The 16,184-nt window shown below is 72.8% G+C and carries 14 protein-coding genes; 6 read left to right on the top strand and 8 right to left on the bottom strand.

What is annotated here, in order from left to right; genetic code table 11:
- Positions 1–2: 2 nt before the first annotated feature.
- Complete coding sequence (locus WMF26_RS09050; protein ID WP_437999980.1) at positions 3–788, bottom strand: SDR family NAD(P)-dependent oxidoreductase; 786 nt, start codon at positions 786–788, stop codon at positions 3–5.
- Between the two features lie 337 nt (positions 789–1,125).
- Between WMF26_RS09050 and WMF26_RS09045 the strand changes: the two genes are divergently transcribed.
- The 4 genes from WMF26_RS09045 to WMF26_RS09030 all read left to right on the top strand — a co-directional run bounded on the left by WMF26_RS09045 (position 1,126) and on the right by WMF26_RS09030 (position 8,017).
- A complete protein-coding gene (locus WMF26_RS09045) occupies positions 1,126–3,603 on the top strand; it encodes a lysyl oxidase family protein (protein WP_437999979.1) in 2,478 nt (825 codons plus the stop codon).
- Between the two features lie 101 nt (positions 3,604–3,704).
- A complete protein-coding gene (locus WMF26_RS09040; RefSeq protein WP_437999978.1) occupies positions 3,705–5,543 on the top strand; it encodes a M16 family metallopeptidase in 1,839 nt (612 codons plus the stop codon).
- Positions 5,544–5,552: 9 nt separating this feature from the next.
- Positions 5,553–7,217 carry a M16 family metallopeptidase gene (locus WMF26_RS09035; RefSeq protein WP_437999977.1) on the top strand — a complete coding sequence of 555 codons (1,665 nt, stop codon included), beginning with the start codon at positions 5,553–5,555 and terminating at the stop codon, positions 7,215–7,217.
- Positions 7,214–8,017: a phosphatase PAP2 family protein gene (locus WMF26_RS09030; protein WP_437336766.1), complete on the top strand. Its 804-nt coding sequence runs from the start codon at positions 7,214–7,216 to the stop codon at positions 8,015–8,017. Before WMF26_RS09035 ends, WMF26_RS09030 begins: the two co-directional genes overlap by 4 nt.
- A 25-nt stretch (positions 8,018–8,042) precedes the next feature.
- On the opposite strand, the gene WMF26_RS09025 is transcribed toward WMF26_RS09030, so the two are convergent.
- Both WMF26_RS09025 and WMF26_RS09020 read right to left on the bottom strand, forming a co-directional pair.
- On the bottom strand, positions 8,043–8,465 hold the full coding sequence (locus WMF26_RS09025; protein ID WP_437999976.1) for a DUF1992 domain-containing protein: 423 nt from the start codon (positions 8,463–8,465) through the stop codon (positions 8,043–8,045).
- A 115-nt stretch (positions 8,466–8,580) separates the two neighbouring features.
- Positions 8,581–9,864 (bottom strand): glycerophosphodiester phosphodiesterase family protein, encoded by a 1,284-nt coding sequence (locus WMF26_RS09020; RefSeq protein ID WP_437945707.1) that lies wholly within the window; start codon positions 9,862–9,864, stop codon positions 8,581–8,583.
- A 316-nt stretch (positions 9,865–10,180) separates the two neighbouring features.
- On the opposite strand from WMF26_RS09020, the gene WMF26_RS09015 reads away from it, so the two are divergent.
- Positions 10,181–10,639 (top strand): SRPBCC family protein, encoded by a 459-nt coding sequence (locus tag WMF26_RS09015; protein ID WP_437999975.1) that lies wholly within the window; start codon positions 10,181–10,183, stop codon positions 10,637–10,639.
- Positions 10,640–10,749: 110 nt separating this feature from the next.
- Here the strand turns inward: WMF26_RS09015 and WMF26_RS09010 are convergent, their stop codons facing one another.
- The gene (locus tag WMF26_RS09010) at positions 10,750–11,010 is read right to left on the bottom strand and encodes a hypothetical protein (RefSeq protein WP_437999974.1); all 261 of its coding nucleotides are present in this window, start codon (positions 11,008–11,010) and stop codon (positions 10,750–10,752) included.
- A 273-nt stretch (positions 11,011–11,283) separates the two neighbouring features.
- Here WMF26_RS09010 and WMF26_RS09005 point away from each other — a divergent pair, with 273 nt between their 5' ends.
- Complete coding sequence (locus tag WMF26_RS09005) at positions 11,284–12,264, top strand: hypothetical protein (RefSeq protein ID WP_437336762.1); 981 nt, start codon at positions 11,284–11,286, stop codon at positions 12,262–12,264.
- Positions 12,265–12,417: 153 nt separating this feature from the next.
- On the opposite strand, the gene WMF26_RS09000 is transcribed toward WMF26_RS09005, so the two are convergent.
- The 4 genes from WMF26_RS09000 to WMF26_RS08985 all read right to left on the bottom strand — a co-directional run bounded on the left by WMF26_RS09000 (position 12,418) and on the right by WMF26_RS08985 (position 16,150).
- Entirely contained in the window at positions 12,418–13,581 is a 1,164-nt protein-coding gene (locus WMF26_RS09000; RefSeq protein WP_438002391.1) for a sigma-54 interaction domain-containing protein, read from the bottom strand.
- Positions 13,582–13,711: 130 nt separating this feature from the next.
- Positions 13,712–14,467, bottom strand: coding sequence for an ABC transporter ATP-binding protein (locus WMF26_RS08995; protein ID WP_437999973.1), 756 nt, complete (start codon positions 14,465–14,467; stop codon positions 13,712–13,714).
- 20 nt (positions 14,468–14,487) lie between these two features.
- A complete protein-coding gene (locus WMF26_RS08990; protein ID WP_437945702.1) occupies positions 14,488–15,270 on the bottom strand; it encodes an ABC transporter permease in 783 nt (260 codons plus the stop codon).
- A gap of 19 nt (positions 15,271–15,289) precedes the next feature.
- Positions 15,290–16,150, bottom strand: a complete 861-nt coding sequence (locus tag WMF26_RS08985) for an ABC transporter permease (protein ID WP_437336759.1) — start codon at positions 16,148–16,150, stop codon at positions 15,290–15,292.
- Between the last annotated feature and the right edge of the window lie 34 nt (positions 16,151–16,184).

Here is a 16,184-nt window from a genome sequence, read left to right as displayed (position 1 = left end):
GCTCAGAGCCCCGAGCGGCGCGCCATCCGCTTCGAGATCCAGCGCATCGGGCCGGGCGCCACGCGGGCGGCGAGGCTCGCCGTCTTCACGAAGAGGCTCGTCTCCCAGACGTCCTGGCGCGCCTCGACGGCGCGCACGATCCCCTCGGCGACCTCCTCGGGGCTCTGCGGCTTGTGGCCCGGCGGGCGGTAGCCGACGTTGTCGTCGGTGACCACGGCGTTCGCGTGGAACGGGGTCGCGACCGGGCCCGGGCGCACCACGAGCACGCGCACGCCCCGCGAGGAGAGCTCCGCGCGGAGCGACATCGAGAGCGCCTCCAGCGCGAACTTCGACGAGGCGTACGCGCCCATCCGCGGCGCGGCGACGAGCCCCGCGATCGAGGAGACCATGACGATCGTCCCCTGCGCGGCCGAGAGGGGCTCGATCGCGAGCTGCGCGAGGCGCACGGGCGCGACGACGTTGAGCCGGTAGATCGCCTCGAGCTCGGCGGGGTCGATCTCCAGCGACGGCGCGTAGTAGCCGCGCCCGGCGTTGTTCACCAGCACGTCGATCCGGCCGTACGTGTCGAGCGTCCGCTCGCAGAGCGCCTTGCGGTCCTCCTCGGCGGTCACGTCGCCGGCCACGGCGAGGGCGTCGCCGCCCGCCGCGCGCACCTCCTCGACGACGCGCTCGAGCGCCTCGCGCCCGCGCGCGCTCAGCACCACGCTCGCCCCGCGCTTCGCCCAGGAGAACGCGAGCGCCCGACCGATTCCGCTGGATGCACCGGTGATGACGACGACAGGAGCCATGTCGGCGAGAGTATACGCTCCTCGGGTGAGCTGAGGAAAATACGCAGTCCCCCGCCCTCCAGCGTCGGCCCAGGCGGCGCGCGTCGCGCGTCACGGCGCGAGGTGCGGCCCGAGGCGCCGCGACGCCGATGTCGCACCGCGCCCGCGCCGCTCGCAGCACGCCGGACATCGAGGGACCTCTCCTCGGCGCCGATCGGAGTCCTGGGCCGCTGCGCGCGTGCTGTCTTCCACCGCGCGCACCGCGCGCGCGCCTACCATGCGGGCCTTGCTTCGCTGCGCGCAGCGGCGACACGACGCCGCCCGCTCCGCGCGCGTCGTCGAACCTCACCGGGTGAACATGAAGAAGCTGATCAGCGCGTTGCTCACGGGATCCTTCGTTGTCGCGGTGGCCGCCTGCGGCGACGACGGTCAGGCCGATCCGCCCTCGGGCACGGGAGGAAGCGGCGGCTCGGGAGAGGGCGGGAGCGGAGCAGGCGAAAGCGGCGGCGGCGACGGCGCCGCCGGGAGCGCCGGCGGCGGCGGCGACGGCGGCGACGGAGGAGGCGTCCGGTGCGCCGGATCGGACCTCGTGTGCCCCGAGGGCACGCGGTGCGAGATCGACGCGGAGGGCAAGCCGTCGGGCTGCACGGCCGCGTGCGAGGAGGCGCGCGCCTGCGGCGACGCGGCGTGCTGCAGCCCCGGCGCCGCGTGCGTGGACGGCGGCTGCGCGGCGGCGGACCTCGTGCTCGAGCCCGCGCAGCGCGGAGAGCCCGTCACGTTCGCCGCGATCACCGTGGGCGAGGACGCGTGCGAGCTGATGCACGGCTGCGTCGGCGCGAGCGGGCGGCGGGCGCTCCTGCGCTTCAACGTCTCGCTCAGGAACGCCGGCGACGTGCCGCTCGACCTCGGCGCGCCCTCGGAGAGCGCCGTGTTCGAGCCGAATTTCTGCGAGGACAGCTACGTCGTCCCGCGCTTCTTCCGCGCGCGCCTCAAGCAGGGCGAGGCGGCGGTCGCCGAGGCCGAGCTCGACGCGCGCTGCGTCGCGATGCCGGGCGGCCAGTACAGCTGCAGCGCGCAGGGCCTCGGCCCGGGAGAGCGCGTCGATCAGCCCGGCACCGTCGCGTGCAACGCCGTCGACGTGACCGGCGTGCCGGCCGGGCTCTACGAGCTCGAGATCACCGTCAACCCGAACAGGACGATCGCGGAGGCGAGCTTCGACAACAACACGCTCGTCCTCCCCGTCGACTACCCCGCCTGCGACGGCGCGATGTGCGGCGGCGCGTGCTGCCCGAGCGGTCACGCGTGCGCGGACGGGGTCTGCATGGTGCCCGACCTGCGCCCGAACAAGGAGCGCATCGTCGACACGGTCCAGTTCTCGTACCAGACGTTCCCCGCGGACGCCTGCGAGATCGTGGAAGGGTGCATCGCCGGCCCCGGCAGGCGGCACCTCCTCCAGTTCGAGGGGCGCATCGAGAACGCTGGCCCCGCCCACCTCGACCCGGGCTCCGAGTTCGACAACCCGCTCTTCGAGTACGCGCAGTGCCACGGGCACTTCCATTTCAGGGAGTTCACCGATTACCGGCTGGTCGACGCGAACGGCGAGGTCATCGCGCGGGGCCACAAGCAGGCGTTCTGCCTGACGGACATGGAACCGCTCGATCTCGAGTCCCCGGCGACGCCGGGCTTCCCGACCTCGGGGGGCAATGGGTGCAACTTTCTGAGCGCGGGGTGGGCCGACATCTACGACGTCGGCGTGCCGTGTCAGTGGGTCGACGTGACGGACGTGCCCGAGGGGGATTACATCCTCCGCGTCGCCGTCAACCCGACCGGCGCGGTCGCCGAGCAGTCGATCGAGAACAACGTGGTCGAGGTGCCCGTCCACGTCCCGGCGTACACGGCGTGCGTGCCCGAGCCGGAGATCTGCGGGGACCTCCTGGACCAGGACTGCGACGGCGTCTCCGACAACGGCTGCGCGGGCGCGGGGTGCGTCGTGCCGCTCCCCGAGGTGTGCGGCAACGAGGTCGACGAGAACTGCAACGGCGTCCCCGACGACGGCTGCGCGCCGATCCCGGGCGCCGACAGCTGCGAGACGCCAGGGGAGCTCGCGGCGCCGATGGATTACGCCGCGCAGATCACCGCGGAGAACACGTCGGACGTGGCCCTCTCGTGCGGCGGCGAGGGCGGCGAGGTGTTCTTCCGGTTCACGCTGCCGTCCGAGCAGGTCGTCTACCTCGGGACCCTGGACTCCGAGCTCGACACGGTGCTCGCGGTGCTCGAGGGCGACGGGTGCGGCGGCGCCCCGGTCGGCTGCGCGGCCCGGAGCTGCGGCCGCTCCATGCTGGGGGCGCACTTCGCGGCGAAGCTCCCGGCCGGCGCCTACACGGTGGTGGTCAAGGCCGTGAGGCCCGGGGACTCCGGCCTGGTGCGCCTCCGGTTCGAGCGCCCGACGTGCCTCGGCGAAGGCGCCGGGGTGATCGCGGGCAGCGGGCTCTTCAGCGGCGACACCACCGGGGCGCCGATCCCGCCCGCGGCCGTGTGCGGCCCGAGCAGCCCCGAGCAGCCGTACTATGTCCCCGTATGCCCGGGGGTCCCCATCCTCGTGTCGTCGTGCGGCCTGACGGAATTCCCGATGACGCTGAAGACCGCGGACGATGCCTGCAATCCCATCAATGTCCAGTGCTCCAGCGCCCTCGGGGCGTGCACGGGCGCGCAGGACGGGGCCAACGCCTCGATCTTCGGGATGCGCTCGGGAGGGGGCCTCGGCTCCATCACCGTGAGCGGACGCACGCCGGTGGATTTCGGGCCGTACCAGCTGTTCGTCACGCCGTTCTTGTGACCGGAGCGCGCCGCCGGGCGTGACCCGCGCGGCGGCGCTCCTCGCGCGCCACTAGCGAAGTTTGCGCTCGGCCTCGGGCGATCTGCGCTAGAACCGCGCCCATGCGAGCCAACCATCCGTCCGAACGGAGGCGCCTCCGGGCGCTCTCGTCCCTGTCCAGCGCGCTCGTCGCCGCGCTCGGCCTGACGTTGCCCGCCTACGCCGCGCCCCCCGCGGCGGCGCCCCCGGCCGCAGCGGCGCAGCCCGCGACGGCCGCGCAGCCCGCGACGGCGCAGCCCGCGACAAAGCCGGCCGCAGCGGCGCAGCCCGCGACGGCGGCGAAGCCCGCGGCCGCGCAGCCCGCGACGGCCGCGCCCGGGGCCAAGCCGGCCGCGCCGGCGCCGGCAGGGGCGACGCCGGCCACGACGAGCGTGAGCGTCATGATCCCGGTCGAGAAGTACACGCTGGAGAACGGGCTCGAGGTGATCCTGCACGAGGATCGCCGCACGCCCGTCGTCGCCGTCAACCTCTGGTACCACGTCGGCTCCAAGGACGAGCCGAAGGGGAAGAACGGCTTCGCCCACCTCTTCGAGCACATCATGTTCCAGGGCTCGAAGCATGTCGGCGAGGACATGTTCTTCAAGTACCTGGAGCGGGCCGGCGCGAGCGATCGCAACGGGACGACCAACGCCGACCGCACGAACTACTTCGAGACCGTCCCGGCGAACGAGCTCGGGCTCGCGCTCTGGCTGGAGAGCGACCGGATGGGGTGGCTGCTCGATCACGCGAACGAGGAGACGTTCGCGAGCCAGCGCAACGTCGTGAAGAACGAGCGCCGCCAGAACTACGAGAACGCGCCCTACGGCCTCGTGCCGCAGTTCCTCCGCGCGGCCATGTTCCCGGAGAGCCACCCCTACCACCTGCTGACCATCGGCACGCCCGAGGACCTCGACGCCGCGCGGATGGAGGACGTCCGGGCCTTCTTCAAGACGTTCTACGTGCCGAACAACGCGACCCTCGTCGTGGCGGGCGACATCGATCGCGCCCGGGCGAAGGAGCTCGTCGAGAGGTACTTTGGCCCGATCGCGAAGGGCGCCCCGCCGCCCGTCGTGACGAAGCCCGACCCCGGCGACCTCGCGACCGAGAAGCGCCTCGAGATCGAGGCGGACGTGGAGCTGCCCCGCGTGACGATCAGCTGGGTGACGCCGCCGATGTTCGCGCCCGGCGACGCGGAGCTCGACCTCGTCGCCAACGTCCTCGCCTCGGGCAAGACGAGCCGGCTCTACAAGAAGCTCGTCTACGACCTCCAGATCGCGCAGGACGTGTTCGCGGCCCAGCAGTCGAGCCAGCTCGCCAGCACGTTCCAGATCACGGCCACGCTGAAGAAGGGCAAGTCGCCCGAGCAGGCGCTGAAGTTGATCGACGCCGAGCTCGAGAAGCTGCGCAAGGCGCCGCCGACCCAGGACGAGCACGACCGGGCCCGGGCGAAGCTGCTCTCGGACCTGATCTTCAGCATGGAGCAGGTGACCAACCGCGCGAACGCCATCAACAACTACAACCAGCTCACCGGCGATCCGGGGTACTTCCCGAAGGACGTGGCCAGGTACGAGCAGGTCGCGGCCGCCGACCTGCAGAAGGCGGCCGCGGATCTCCTGCCCCAGGGCAGGCGCGTGATCGCGCTCGTCACGCCGAAGCCGGGCGCCCCGAAGGCCGGGCGCCTCGTGAAGCACACCGCGGCCGCTGCGCCGGTGGCTGCGACGCCGGCGGGCGCGAAGCCCGCGGCGGCGGCGCCCACGGTCGCCGCGCCGGCGGGCGCGAAGCCCGCGGCGGCGGCGCCCGCGGCGCCGGCAGCGCCGGCGGCCGACCGGCCCGAGCCCGCGCCGGCCATCAAGAAGCCCGCGGGCGACAAGCCCGCCGTCGACAAGCCCGCGGCCGGCACGGCCGCGCCGAAGGGGGGTTGAGCCATGCGCATGAAACGAATCCTCTCCGTCTCGCTCGCCGCCGCGGCGCTCGCCGCCTGCGCCTCGAACCCGCCGGCGCCGCCCGCCGCGACCGCCAAGGCGCCGCCCGCGTCGCCCACCGCCGCGGCGCAGCCCCCCGCGCCCGCGGACGCCTTCCGCCGCTCGCCGCCGCCCCCCGGGCCGGAGGTGGTCTTCGTGCCGCCCCGGATCGAGGAGGCGAAGCTCGCGAACGGGATCCGCGTCCTCGTCGTGGAGCGGCACGAGCTGCCGATCGTCGCGGTGGACGTGACCACCGTCCGGGGCGCCGACCAGGCCGGTCCGGGCGTCGGCGCGTTCGCGGGGGCGATGCTCACGCAGGGCACCAAGACCCGCTCCGCGCTCCAGTTCAGCGACGCGCTCGGCAAGCTCGGCGCGAGCTTCTCGTCCGGGGTCAACTTCGACGGCGGCGGCGTGCAGGGCCAGAGCTTGACGCCCCGCTTCGGCGAGATGCTCACGCTGCTCGGCGACGCGTACATGAACCCGGCGTTCGCGCCGGCCGAGATCGAGCGCGAGCGCTCGCGCCGCATCACCCAGCTCGCCGAGCTGAACGACCGGCCCGCGTCGCTCCTCTCCATCGCCCAGGGCCTGGTCCTCTACCCCGAAGGTCACCCGTACAGCGCGCCGCTGATCGGCACCGAGGCGGCGCTGAAGAAGATCACGGCGGGCGCCCTCGCGCGGTTCCACGCCGCGCAGTTCCGGCCGGAGCTGACGACCGTCGCCATCGCCGGGAACATCACCAAGGCCGACGCGGTGAAGGAGGTGGAGCGGGTCTTCGGCGCCTGGAAGGGCCCGACCGGCGCGCCGCCCGTCCCGGCGAAGGCGGAGCTCCCGGCCGAGCCGCCGGCGCTCGCGGCGGGCGCGCCGCGCGTCGTGATCGTCGACCGGCCCGGGCTCACGCAGTCGTCGGTGACGGTGACGCTGCCGGGCGTGCCGCGCGCGACCAAGGACTACGACGCGCTCCTCGTGATGAACACCCTCCTCGGCGGGCAGTTCTCGAGCCGGCTCAACCTGAACCTGCGCGAGAAGCACGCCTACACCTACGGCGCACGCTCCAGCTTCGACATGCGCCACGGGGCGGGCCCGTTCTCGGCGGCCGGCGCCGTCGTGCGGGAGAACACCGGCCCCGCCGTGAAGGAGATCTTCGCGGAGATCGAGCGGATGCGGAGGGAGCCGGTCACGATCGAGGAGCTCGCCGACGCCAAGGCGAACCTCATCCGCCAGCTGCCGGCCCGCTTCGAGACGGCGGGCGCGACCGCGTCGACGGTCGCGAGCCTCGCGGTCTACGATCTGCCGCTCGACGAGTTCGCGACGCGGCCCGCGCGGATCCAGCGGATCACGCCCGCGGACGTGCAGCAGGTCGCGCAGAAGTACCTCGTGCCCGAGCAGCTCCGGGTCGTGCTGGTGGGCGACGCCGGCGCCGTCGGAGAGCAGCTCTCGGCGCTGCAGCTCGGCGAGGTCATCGTCCAGAAGGCGCCGGGCGCGACGGCCGCGCCGCCGGCGGCCGGCAAGCCCGCGGCGCCCCAGGCCGGCAAGCCCGCGGCGCCCCAGGCCGGCAAGCCCGCGGCCCCCGCGGTGCCCCAGGCCGGCAAGCCCGCGGCGCAGCCGGCAGCTCCCCCCGCAGCGAAGAAGCCGTGAAAGCCGCGGCGCCGCTCGCCTTCGCGTGCGCGCTGGCGTGGAGCCCGACGGCCGCCGCGCAGGCAGGCCCGGCGGCGCCCGACTGGGCGTTCGGGACGCCGGGCGGCGAGGTGGCCGTCGCCGCCGTCTGCACCGCCTCGCTCGGGGCGTACCTGCTCCCCCAGCGCCGCTCGACATGGGGCGCCGCCTCCAGCGAGGAGCGCAACGAGACCATCGGCCTCGTCAGCGACATCACCGGCGCCGCCGTGGGCACGATGCTCGTCCTCGGCAGCGGGTACGCCCTCGAGGGCGGCTACCTCGCGGGCGCCGGCGTCCGCCGCCCCTTCTCGCGGGCGCTCAGGACGTCGCTGATCGAGGTCGAGGCCGCGGCGCTGTCGACCGGCCTCTCGAGCGTGATCAAGCGCCTGGCGGGCCGGTGCCGGCCGCGCTCGTGGCGGACCGATCGATGCGGAGACACCGATCTCGACTTCGACGCCTTCCCGTCGGGCCACACCACCCCGGTCGCCGCCATCGCGGGCGCGCGGCTCAACCTCGCGCTGCGCACGACCGGCGACGCCGCGCCGCGCCTCGGCGCGCTGGCCATCGCCGAGGCGGCCACCGTGGTGACGATGGCGCTGCGGATCGGCTCGGGCGCGCACTCGTGGCAGGACGTCGGCGCCGGCATGATCCTGGGCCACGTGACGGGCTTCGCGATCGCGGCCATCCACCCGATCGCGCCGAGCAAGGCGCCGTATGCGGCAGGTGCGCTGCCCGAGCCGACGCCGGAGCCCGCCGCGTTCACCTGGTCGTGGACGTTCTGATCGAGCGACGCCGGCCGTTCGGCCGTCACCGATCCCGGCTGCGCGGACGTCGCGGCTCGGGGCCGGCCCCCGCAGCGAGCTTCGCGCCGGCCCGCGCCGCGCCGTCGAGCAGGCTGACCAGGACGTGCTTGCCCGAGGCCTCGAACAGCAGGGTGAGGCGCAGCGTCCGGTCCTTCAGCGTCTGCGCGAGCTTCTGCCGCGCCGGCCCTGCGGGGGTGCGCGCGATGGCCTCGCGCAGGTCGGCGATCTCCCGCAGGAGCTGCACCTCCTCGGGCGCGCTCCCCGCGCACCGCGCGAGGAGGACCTCCATCCGCTCGTCGCGGCTCAGCCCGCTGAGGTCGTCCTCCTTGAGCGGCTTGCCCTGCCCCGGGAGCCGGTCGAGCTCTCCGCGCGCGATCGCGCCCTGAATGCGCGCTTCGACCAGCTGATCCAGCCCTCTGAACGCCATGCTGCCGTCCTCTCCATCCGCTGGCCGGCCGGCCGCCGGCCCCGGGAAACCGCGCGCCGCGCGCCCCGTGCAGCTTCTCTAGGGAACGCTCTCGACCTCGGCCAGCTCCGGCGCCTCAGAGGCCCATGCAGTTCGCGTAGTACGTCACGGTGGCTGGCCAGTCGGAGAAGACGCCGCGGACGCCCACGCCGCGCGCGAGCACGTCGAGCATCACCATCGTGTCGCCGTCGTTGTCGATGCCGTCCGCGACCGACTGGTAATAGTAGTCGCCGCCGCTCGCCAGAGGACCCGAGCGCTCGAGCGTCCACGTGATGATGTCGAGGCCCGCGGCCTTGGCGGCCTCGGCGTACTCCGAGGGCACGATCTCCCCGTCGCCGTCGAGCGTCACGAGCGCGAACAGGGGCGGCGCGACGATCTTCACGCCCTGCGCCGCGAGGCTCTCCATCCCGGAGACCGCCTCCTCGTAGCCCTCGGGCGTGTCGACGCGGCTGTCGAGGTACACGGCCTGCGCGCCGAACTCCGGCTCTTCCTCGAGCCAGTAGAGCACGTCGTCGAGGCTGAACGACTGCGCGAACACGCTCTTGGGGTCGACGCCGGCCGCCTTGTACTCGTCGATCATCTGCTGCGCGTAGTCCCGTTGCTCGTAGTCGCCCTCGTACGGCATCTCCACCTCCGGGGCCTTGAGCTCGGGCGTGAACTTGACGCCCAGGCTCGAGAAGAGCTCGATGCTCTCGGCGTGCGTGAGCAGCGCGCCGCAGGTGGCGTACAGGTCCGTGCGGAAATCCGGCGTCGACGCCATGTACTCCTCGACCGTGGCGGCGTCCGGGTTCGCCGAGTCCATCTTGCCGCAGAGCTGCCTGAACTCGGCGAGCGTGATGTCGCTCGTGCAGCACTTCGCCGACGCAGGCGTGCCGGCCTCCGCGTCGGCCGGGACGAACGGCTCCGAGCACTTCTCGGCGAGCTCCGGGATCGCGAGGATGTTCGTCGTCGTGTGGAGATCGCACTGCGCGTGACGGCACACCAGCTGGCGATCCTTGGTGAAGGTCACGTCGCACTCCACGATGCCGGCGCCCATGCGAGCGGCCGCCTCGTACGACTCCCTCGTGTGCTCGGGGAACTGCATGCACGCGCCGCGGTGGCCGATCGAGAAATCGGTGCGCTCGAAGGGCCCCTCGGAGCACGCCATCAGCTGCTCCTTCAGCTCCCCGTCGTCCATGTCCTCGACGAGGTAGTACGGCCGCGGGCCGAGCTGCACACCGTGCGACGCGGCCTCTTCGGACGGAGATTCCGGCCGGCTCGCGGGCTGCAGCGACTCATCGCCGGAGCAAGCGCTCGTCGCAGCGACGGGCAGCGCGATAAGCGCCAAGGCGGTGCCAATTCTGGCGCTCTTCTTGATCATGTGAAGCACTCCCTCTGTGAATGGCTTGAAGCTCGGACGTTCTGCGCATGCTCGTGTGCGAATGTGTCTCGCGCGAAACAATGAGGCGACATCTCCGCCCTCTCCCGCGTGCCGTCGCTTCCAGAGGGCGGGTGGCGCTCGAGGGCGGCACCCGGGCGCGAGCGCGGACGGCATCCGGGCGCGCAGGCCCCCGTGGGTCGCGTCGCGCCTCCGACCGCGCGCCGATCCCGAGGGAGAACGCGCTCGGTCGGCGCGCGGTCGGAGGCGGCGCCGGCGCGCGCGGGCGCGCCGGCGGGCCGCGATCCATGCTCGCGCCATGCCCATCTTCGAGAAGCGCACGCGCATCGCCGCGCCCCCCGAGCGGGTCTTCGCCTTCCACGAGGAGCCCGACGCACTGGAGCGGCTCACGCCCCCCTGGGAGAAGGCGCGCGTCCTGGAGAAGACCGGCGGCATCCTCGTCGGCGCGCGCGTGGTCCTGGAATCGCGCGTCGGCCCCGTCCCGGTGCGCTGGGTCGCGGAGCACACCCGGTACGAGCAGGGCAGGATGTTCCAGGACACGCAGCGCAGCGGCCCCTTCAAGCGCTGGGTCCACACCCACCGCATGGACCCCGACGGCTCAGGCGGCTGCTATCTCACCGACCACGTGGAGTACGAGCTGCCGCTCGGGCCCCTCGGCCGGCTCGGCGGCGGCCGCTTCGTCCGGCGCAAGCTGGAGCGGATGTTCGACTACCGCCACGAGGTGACGCGGCGGGCGTGCGAGGCCCCGCCGCGGTAGCCCCTCCGCGTCCAGCCGCCGCGGCGGCCACGCCGGGCGCGCCCCATCGCGCCGCGCGCGGGGACCGCAGCCCCTGCGCCGCGCGCGGGGACCGCAGCCCCTGCCCTGCATCAGCGGCGCGGATCGCCCTCGGGCCGCCCCCCCGGGTGCGCCGGATCGAACTGCGCCGGCCGGTCTTCGTGCGGTCCGTCCGCCGTGTAGCCCCGCTGCGAGGCGCCCTGCTGGCGAGCGATCTTCTCGACGTCGCTCGATCCCTGCGTCGTCTCGTCGTCGAGCTGCCGCGTCGGCGCCCCCGGCTGCTGCTGTTCGCTGCCGACATGCTGCTCAGCCTGCTTGCTCGGTCCTGCGTGCTGGTTCGTGGGTTTCATCATGTCACCCTGGAGCCCGATCGCTGACTGTAAAGCCCCTGGTTGCGAAGACGGGCGCCAGCCCCAAATGCCTTACAATGCCGCGTCACGCGGCGACGCTTTCCATCGAGCGCCGCGCAGCGGTGCAGCAAACGCGGCGGTGAGGGATCGTCGATTCCGCTCACCTCGACGCGCCCATTTGGGTTTCTGCGTGGCCCCGATGCGCCGCAATGGCGTGAGCGCGGGTGGGCGAACGGAACTTGGCCGGCGACTGCCCTCTCGGCGTAGTCACGGCGCGTGCCGAGCACACCGCACGAGGTCCTGATCGTCGCATTGCGCGAGCAACCGGGGTTGCTCGGCGCGCTCGTCTCCAAGCTCACCGGCGTGAAGCTCCCGCGGAGCCTCAAGCCGGCCGACGCCACGCTCCGCTTCGTGAAGCCCGCAGAGCTGCGGCTCGATCTCGTGCTTCAGGGCGGCCGGCGCCGCTGGGTCCTGGTCGAGCTGCAGCGCGGCGTCGATCCGGCCAAGCGGAGGCGGTGGCCCCTCGCGGCCAGCTTGCTCTTCAGTCAGACCGGCGCGATGGGCGACGTGATCGTCATCACCGCGCGCCGCGCCGTCGCCCGCTGGGCCGAGCGCGTCGCGTGCGTGCGCACGCGCCTCGGGACCGAGCTCCAGCTCAGGCCGGTCGTGCTCCACCTCGGCGCCGATGAGAGCAAGGCGCTGCTCGACGAGCGCCACCCGGAGCTCGCGCTCTTCGCGGCGTGGGCCATGCAGCACCGCCATGGGCCCGGAGCGCGCGCCGTCGTCGAGCGGGCGTTCGAGCTGACCGAGCGGCTGCCGCGCGCGTTGCGACGGGCCCAGCAGCGTGCGATCCTCTCCGTGCTCAGCGAACGCATGCTGGAGCTCCTCAGGGAGGCCTCGATGAACCCCGACAAGATCCCGGAGACCCCCGCCGCCAGGAAGCTGCGCCTCTTCCTCGAAGCGCAGGGGCGGAAGAAGGGCCGGGCCGAGGGCGAGGCCAAGGGCCGGGCCGAGGGCGAGGCCAAGGGCCGCCAAGACGCGCTCCTCACACTGCTGCGGGCACGTGGGCTCTCGCCCTCACAGGACGACGAAGCCCGCATCCGGGCCTGCGCCGACGCAGCGAAGCTCGACCGGTGGATCGCGCAGGCCGCCACCGCGACGACCGTGCGCGAGGCCCTCGGGACGAGGACCCAGAGCGCGAGGGCTCGCCCCCGCACGCCGGCTCGCTCCCGGCAGTCCCCCGCGTCGCGCTCCTGACCCGCGCCGGCGGCGCCTCAGCCGATCCACGCAGCTGCGCGACCGCACCCGCTTTCCCGAGCGGACGCGCCCCGCCGCCGAGCGACGCGCCCCGCCGCCGAGCGACGCGCCCCGCCGCCGAGCGACGCGCCCCGCCGCCGAGCGACGCGCCCCCTAGCCCGTCCCTGGAGCGCGCGACGACGTGCTCGGCTCTGCCCGCCCGAACGCCGCGCCCGCCGCCCCGCCGCGCACCGCGCGGTAGCGCGCCAGCTCGCCGAACTGCGCGAGCCGGGCGCGCACGATGTTCCTGCTGATGCCGAGCAGCCTCGCCGTCTGGAGCTGATTGCGATCGCAATAACGGTACGCCGTCCGGATGATCGTCTCCTCGATCTGCTCGTGCAGGTTCGGCAGGTTCTGCTCGAACAGCGCGAGCAACGCGCCCTCCAGCGACGTCGCCTGCGGCGTCGGCCGCACCTGGGACACGGCCTCCGCGCCCGCCCGATCCGACGGCGGAGGGCTCGTCCCCGCCTTCGGCTGGAGCGCCGTGAGGCGCAGATCCGCCGGCGTGACCTCATGCCCTCTGCAGACCAGGAGCGCGTGGTGCATCGCGTTCTCGAGCTCCCGGATGTTCCCGGGCCACGGGTGCTCCAGGAGCCGCGCCGTCGCCTCCGCCGAGAGCGCGGCCGGCGCCGAGCCGAGCCGCTGCGCGTACAGCTCGAGGAAAAAACGCGCCAGCGGCAGGATGTCGCCCGGCCGCTCGCGCAGCGGCGGGAGCGAGAGCGTCGCCACGTTGAGCCGGTAGAAGAGATCCTCGCGGAATTTCCGCGCGATCACCGCCTCCTCCAGGTTCACGTTGGTCGCCGCGATGAGGCGCACGTCGATCGGGATCGGCTGGCGCGAGCCGAGCCGCACCACCTCGCGCTCCTGCAGCACGCGGAGCAGCTTCACCTGGAGCGGCAGCGACAGATCGCCGATCTCGTCGAGGAACAGGGTGCCGCCGTCCGCGGCCTCGAACCACCCGGCCTTCGAGGTCGTCGCCCCGGTGAAGGCGCCCTTCTCGTGGCCGAACAGCTCGCTCTCGACCAGCGACTCCGACCAGGCACCGCAGTTGACCGCCACGAAGGGCCGGCCCCGCCGGTGGCTGAGCGCGTGGATGTGACGCGCCACGAGCTCCTTGCCCGTGCCGGTCTCCCCGGTCACGAGCAACGTCGCGTCGCTGGGCGCGATCTGACGGATCCGGTCGAGGAGCGCCTGCGACCGGGGATCCTCGAAGACCAGCGCCTTCGCGCGCAGGGAAAGAGCCAGCGAGCTCGGGTTGGGAAGCGTGAGCAACGGCATCGTCATCGGGCTTTACTCACCATGATAGCGGATGTTCCGTCCATTATAACGGACGACCCTGGCATGCGCCAGAGATCTTTCTCCGGCGCAGCCTTACCGGGGGCCCCGGACGGACCCGGGGCCGTTCGTGCTACGCCTCGAGGAGGTAGCCGCGCACCTCGTCGGTGAGCGCCTTGATGTCGTGATCCGTGCGCGACCGGGGTCGCGGCACGCCGACGGGGACGATGCGCTTGATCCGCCCGGGCCTCGGCTCGAGCACCACGACCCGATCGCCGAGGAACACGGCCTCCTCGACGTCGTGCGTGACGAGGATCATGGTGATCTGCTCCTTTTGCCAGATGCGCTGGAGCTCCTGCTGCAGCTTCGTGCGGGTCAGCGCGTCGAGCGCGCCGAACGGCTCGTCGAGGAGCAGGATCCCCGGCCGGTTGACCAGCCCGCGCGCGATCGCCGCCCGCTGCGCCATCCCGCCGGAGAGCTGGTGCGGGTAGGCCCGCTTGAACGCCGACAGGCCCACGAGCTCGAGGTGCTCATCGACCGCGCGGACCTTCTCGGCCCGCGTCCACGCCGAGTTCTCGAGCCCGAGCGCGACGTTCTGCTCGATGGTGAGCCAGGGGAAGAGCCGGTGCTCCTGGAAGACGATGCCCCGGTCGAGGCTCGTCCCCTGGACACGCGCGCCGCCGACGAGGATGTCGCCCTCGTACTCGGTGTCCAGCCCGACGAGCAGCCGGAGGAGCGTGGACTTGCCGCAACCGCTCGTGCCCACGACGCTGATGAACTCGCCGGGGTGGATGGTCAACCCGATCCCCTGGAGCACCTCTAGGGACTCGTCCTTGACCACGTACTTCTTGTTCACATCGCGGATGTTGATGACTCCAGGCGAGCTCATGGATTCCTCCTCGAAGATGTTCACACGCCGCGGACGCGCCAGCGGAGCAGGCGCTCCTCCGCGGCCGTGGCCAAGAGGTTCAGGCCGAAGCCCACGAGGCCGGACACGATGAGCCCGACCAGCACGACGTCCATCGCGAAGCGCTCGCGCCCGTCGACCATCAGGCTGCCGATGCCCGGCGCGGGCTCGAGCAGGTACTCGGCCCCGAGGGTGCCGAGCCACGCGTAGATGAGCGCCTGATGGACGCCCGCGAAGAGCGACGGCGCGGCGGACGGCAGGACGACCTTGCGGACGACCTGCCAGCGCGAGAAGCGGAGCACGCGCGCCACCTCGATGTGCTCGACACCGACGCTCCGCACGCCCTCGTAGGTGTTCACGACGACCGGATAGAAGGCGGAGAGCGCGATGAAGGCGACCTTCGCCTGCTCGCCCACGCCGAGCCACACCGACATGAGCGGGATCCACGCGAACAGCGCGACCTGCTTCGCGGCGTGGAAGCTCGGCGAGAACAGCCTGTCGGCGGTGCGCGAGAGCGCGAGGAGGCCGCCGACCGCCGTGCCGGCCAGCGTCCCGAGCGCGAACCCGAGGAGATCCCGGCCCAGGCTGGCCCGGAGGTGGGCCCACAGCTCCCCGCTCTCGTGCTGGGCCTTCGCGGCCTCCCACACCGCGAGCGGCGGGACCAGGATGCGCGTATTGGCGAGCTCGTAGCGGCAGACCACGATCCAGGCGAACACGACGAAGATGGGCAGGACCAGGCCGCGCCGCAGCCGCGGCTGGACCAGAGCTTGCGTGATGGCGCTCATCGTTCGGACCTCGCGGGTGTCACAGGGCGGCGCGCCGCCAGCGGAGGAGGCGGGCCTCGATCTTCTCGAGCCCCTTGTCGAGGACGAGCCCGAGGACGCCCACGACGAGGATCGCCGCGAGCACCACGTCGAGCTGGAAGAGCTGGCGGCCCCAGACGATCAAGAACCCGACGCCCTCGGAGGAGGCCAGGAGCTCGACCGTCACGAGCGACAGCCACGCTTGCGTCAGGCCGTACCGGATGCCGACCGCGATCGACGGGACCGCGGAGGGGAGCACGACCTTCCGGAGCAGCTGGACGTTGCTGAACCGGAAGACCCGGGCGACCTCGATGTAGGATCGAGGGACGTTCTTGATGCCCTGGAGCGTGTTGAGCGCGACAGGGATGAGGCTCGCCTGCGCGATGAGGATCAGCTTCAGCGACTCGCCGATGCCCACCACCATCATGAACAGCGGCAGCCACGCGAGCACGGGGACCTGCGCGAGCGCCTTGAAGAGCGGGTGCACGTAGTCCTCGATCCGCCGCGAGAGCCCCATGGCGACGCCGAGCAGCAGGCCGGCCGCGCCGCCGACGGCGAAGCCGCCGAAGACGCGCCCGAGGCTGATGGCGATGTTCGTGTGCAGATCTCCCGAGCTCGCGAGCTCGGTCAGCGTCTGGAGGACGAGCCCCGGCGCCGGCAAGATCTGCGGCGGGATCAGCTCGCGCTGCGAGGCGAAGCTCCACGCGAGGAGGAGCGCCGCCGGGAAGATGAGCCCGACGGCGACGTTGCCCACCCGCCGCGACAGGAGCCGCGCGGCGCCGCCCGCGGGCAGCGCCACCTCGGGCGCCGCGAGCTTGTAGGCGGCCTGGGTCTGGCTTTCTTGGATTCCCTGCTGCGTCATCTTGGTTGCCTTTCGATCGTGGCCGTGCGCCGTG

Origin of the sequence: Sorangium sp. So ce185 (assembly GCF_051526825.1) — a bacterium.
Lineage (GTDB): Bacteria > Myxococcota_A > Polyangia > Polyangiales > Polyangiaceae > Sorangium > Sorangium cellulosum_D.
Note: the sequence above shows the minus strand (reverse complement) of the source record. Positions and strands in the feature narration are given on the sequence as shown.

Bases quoted from the DNA above. Each gene is read 5' to 3' on its own strand.
- WMF26_RS09050 (WP_437999980.1), bottom strand. From the start codon at position 788: ATGGCTCCTGTCGTCGTCATCACCGGTGCATCCAGCGGAATCGGTCGG.
- WMF26_RS09045 (WP_437999979.1), top strand. From the start codon at position 1,126: ATGAAGAAGCTGATCAGCGCGTTGCTCACGGGATCCTTCGTTGTCGCG.
- WMF26_RS09040 (WP_437999978.1), top strand. From the start codon at position 3,705: ATGCGAGCCAACCATCCGTCCGAACGGAGGCGCCTCCGGGCGCTCTCG.
- WMF26_RS09035 (WP_437999977.1), top strand. From the start codon at position 5,553: ATGAAACGAATCCTCTCCGTCTCGCTCGCCGCCGCGGCGCTCGCCGCC.
- WMF26_RS09025 (WP_437999976.1), bottom strand. From the start codon at position 8,465: ATGGCGTTCAGAGGGCTGGATCAGCTGGTCGAAGCGCGCATTCAGGGC.
- WMF26_RS09020 (WP_437945707.1), bottom strand. From the start codon at position 9,864: ATGATCAAGAAGAGCGCCAGAATTGGCACCGCCTTGGCGCTTATCGCG.
- WMF26_RS09015 (WP_437999975.1), top strand. From the start codon at position 10,181: ATGCCCATCTTCGAGAAGCGCACGCGCATCGCCGCGCCCCCCGAGCGG.
- WMF26_RS09010 (WP_437999974.1), bottom strand. From the start codon at position 11,010: ATGATGAAACCCACGAACCAGCACGCAGGACCGAGCAAGCAGGCTGAG.
- WMF26_RS09000 (WP_438002391.1), bottom strand. From the start codon at position 13,581: ATGCCGTTGCTCACGCTTCCCAACCCGAGCTCGCTGGCTCTTTCCCTG.
- WMF26_RS08995 (WP_437999973.1), bottom strand. From the start codon at position 14,467: ATGAGCTCGCCTGGAGTCATCAACATCCGCGATGTGAACAAGAAGTAC.
- WMF26_RS08990 (WP_437945702.1), bottom strand. From the start codon at position 15,270: ATGAGCGCCATCACGCAAGCTCTGGTCCAGCCGCGGCTGCGGCGCGGC.
- WMF26_RS08985 (WP_437336759.1), bottom strand. From the start codon at position 16,150: ATGACGCAGCAGGGAATCCAAGAAAGCCAGACCCAGGCCGCCTACAAG.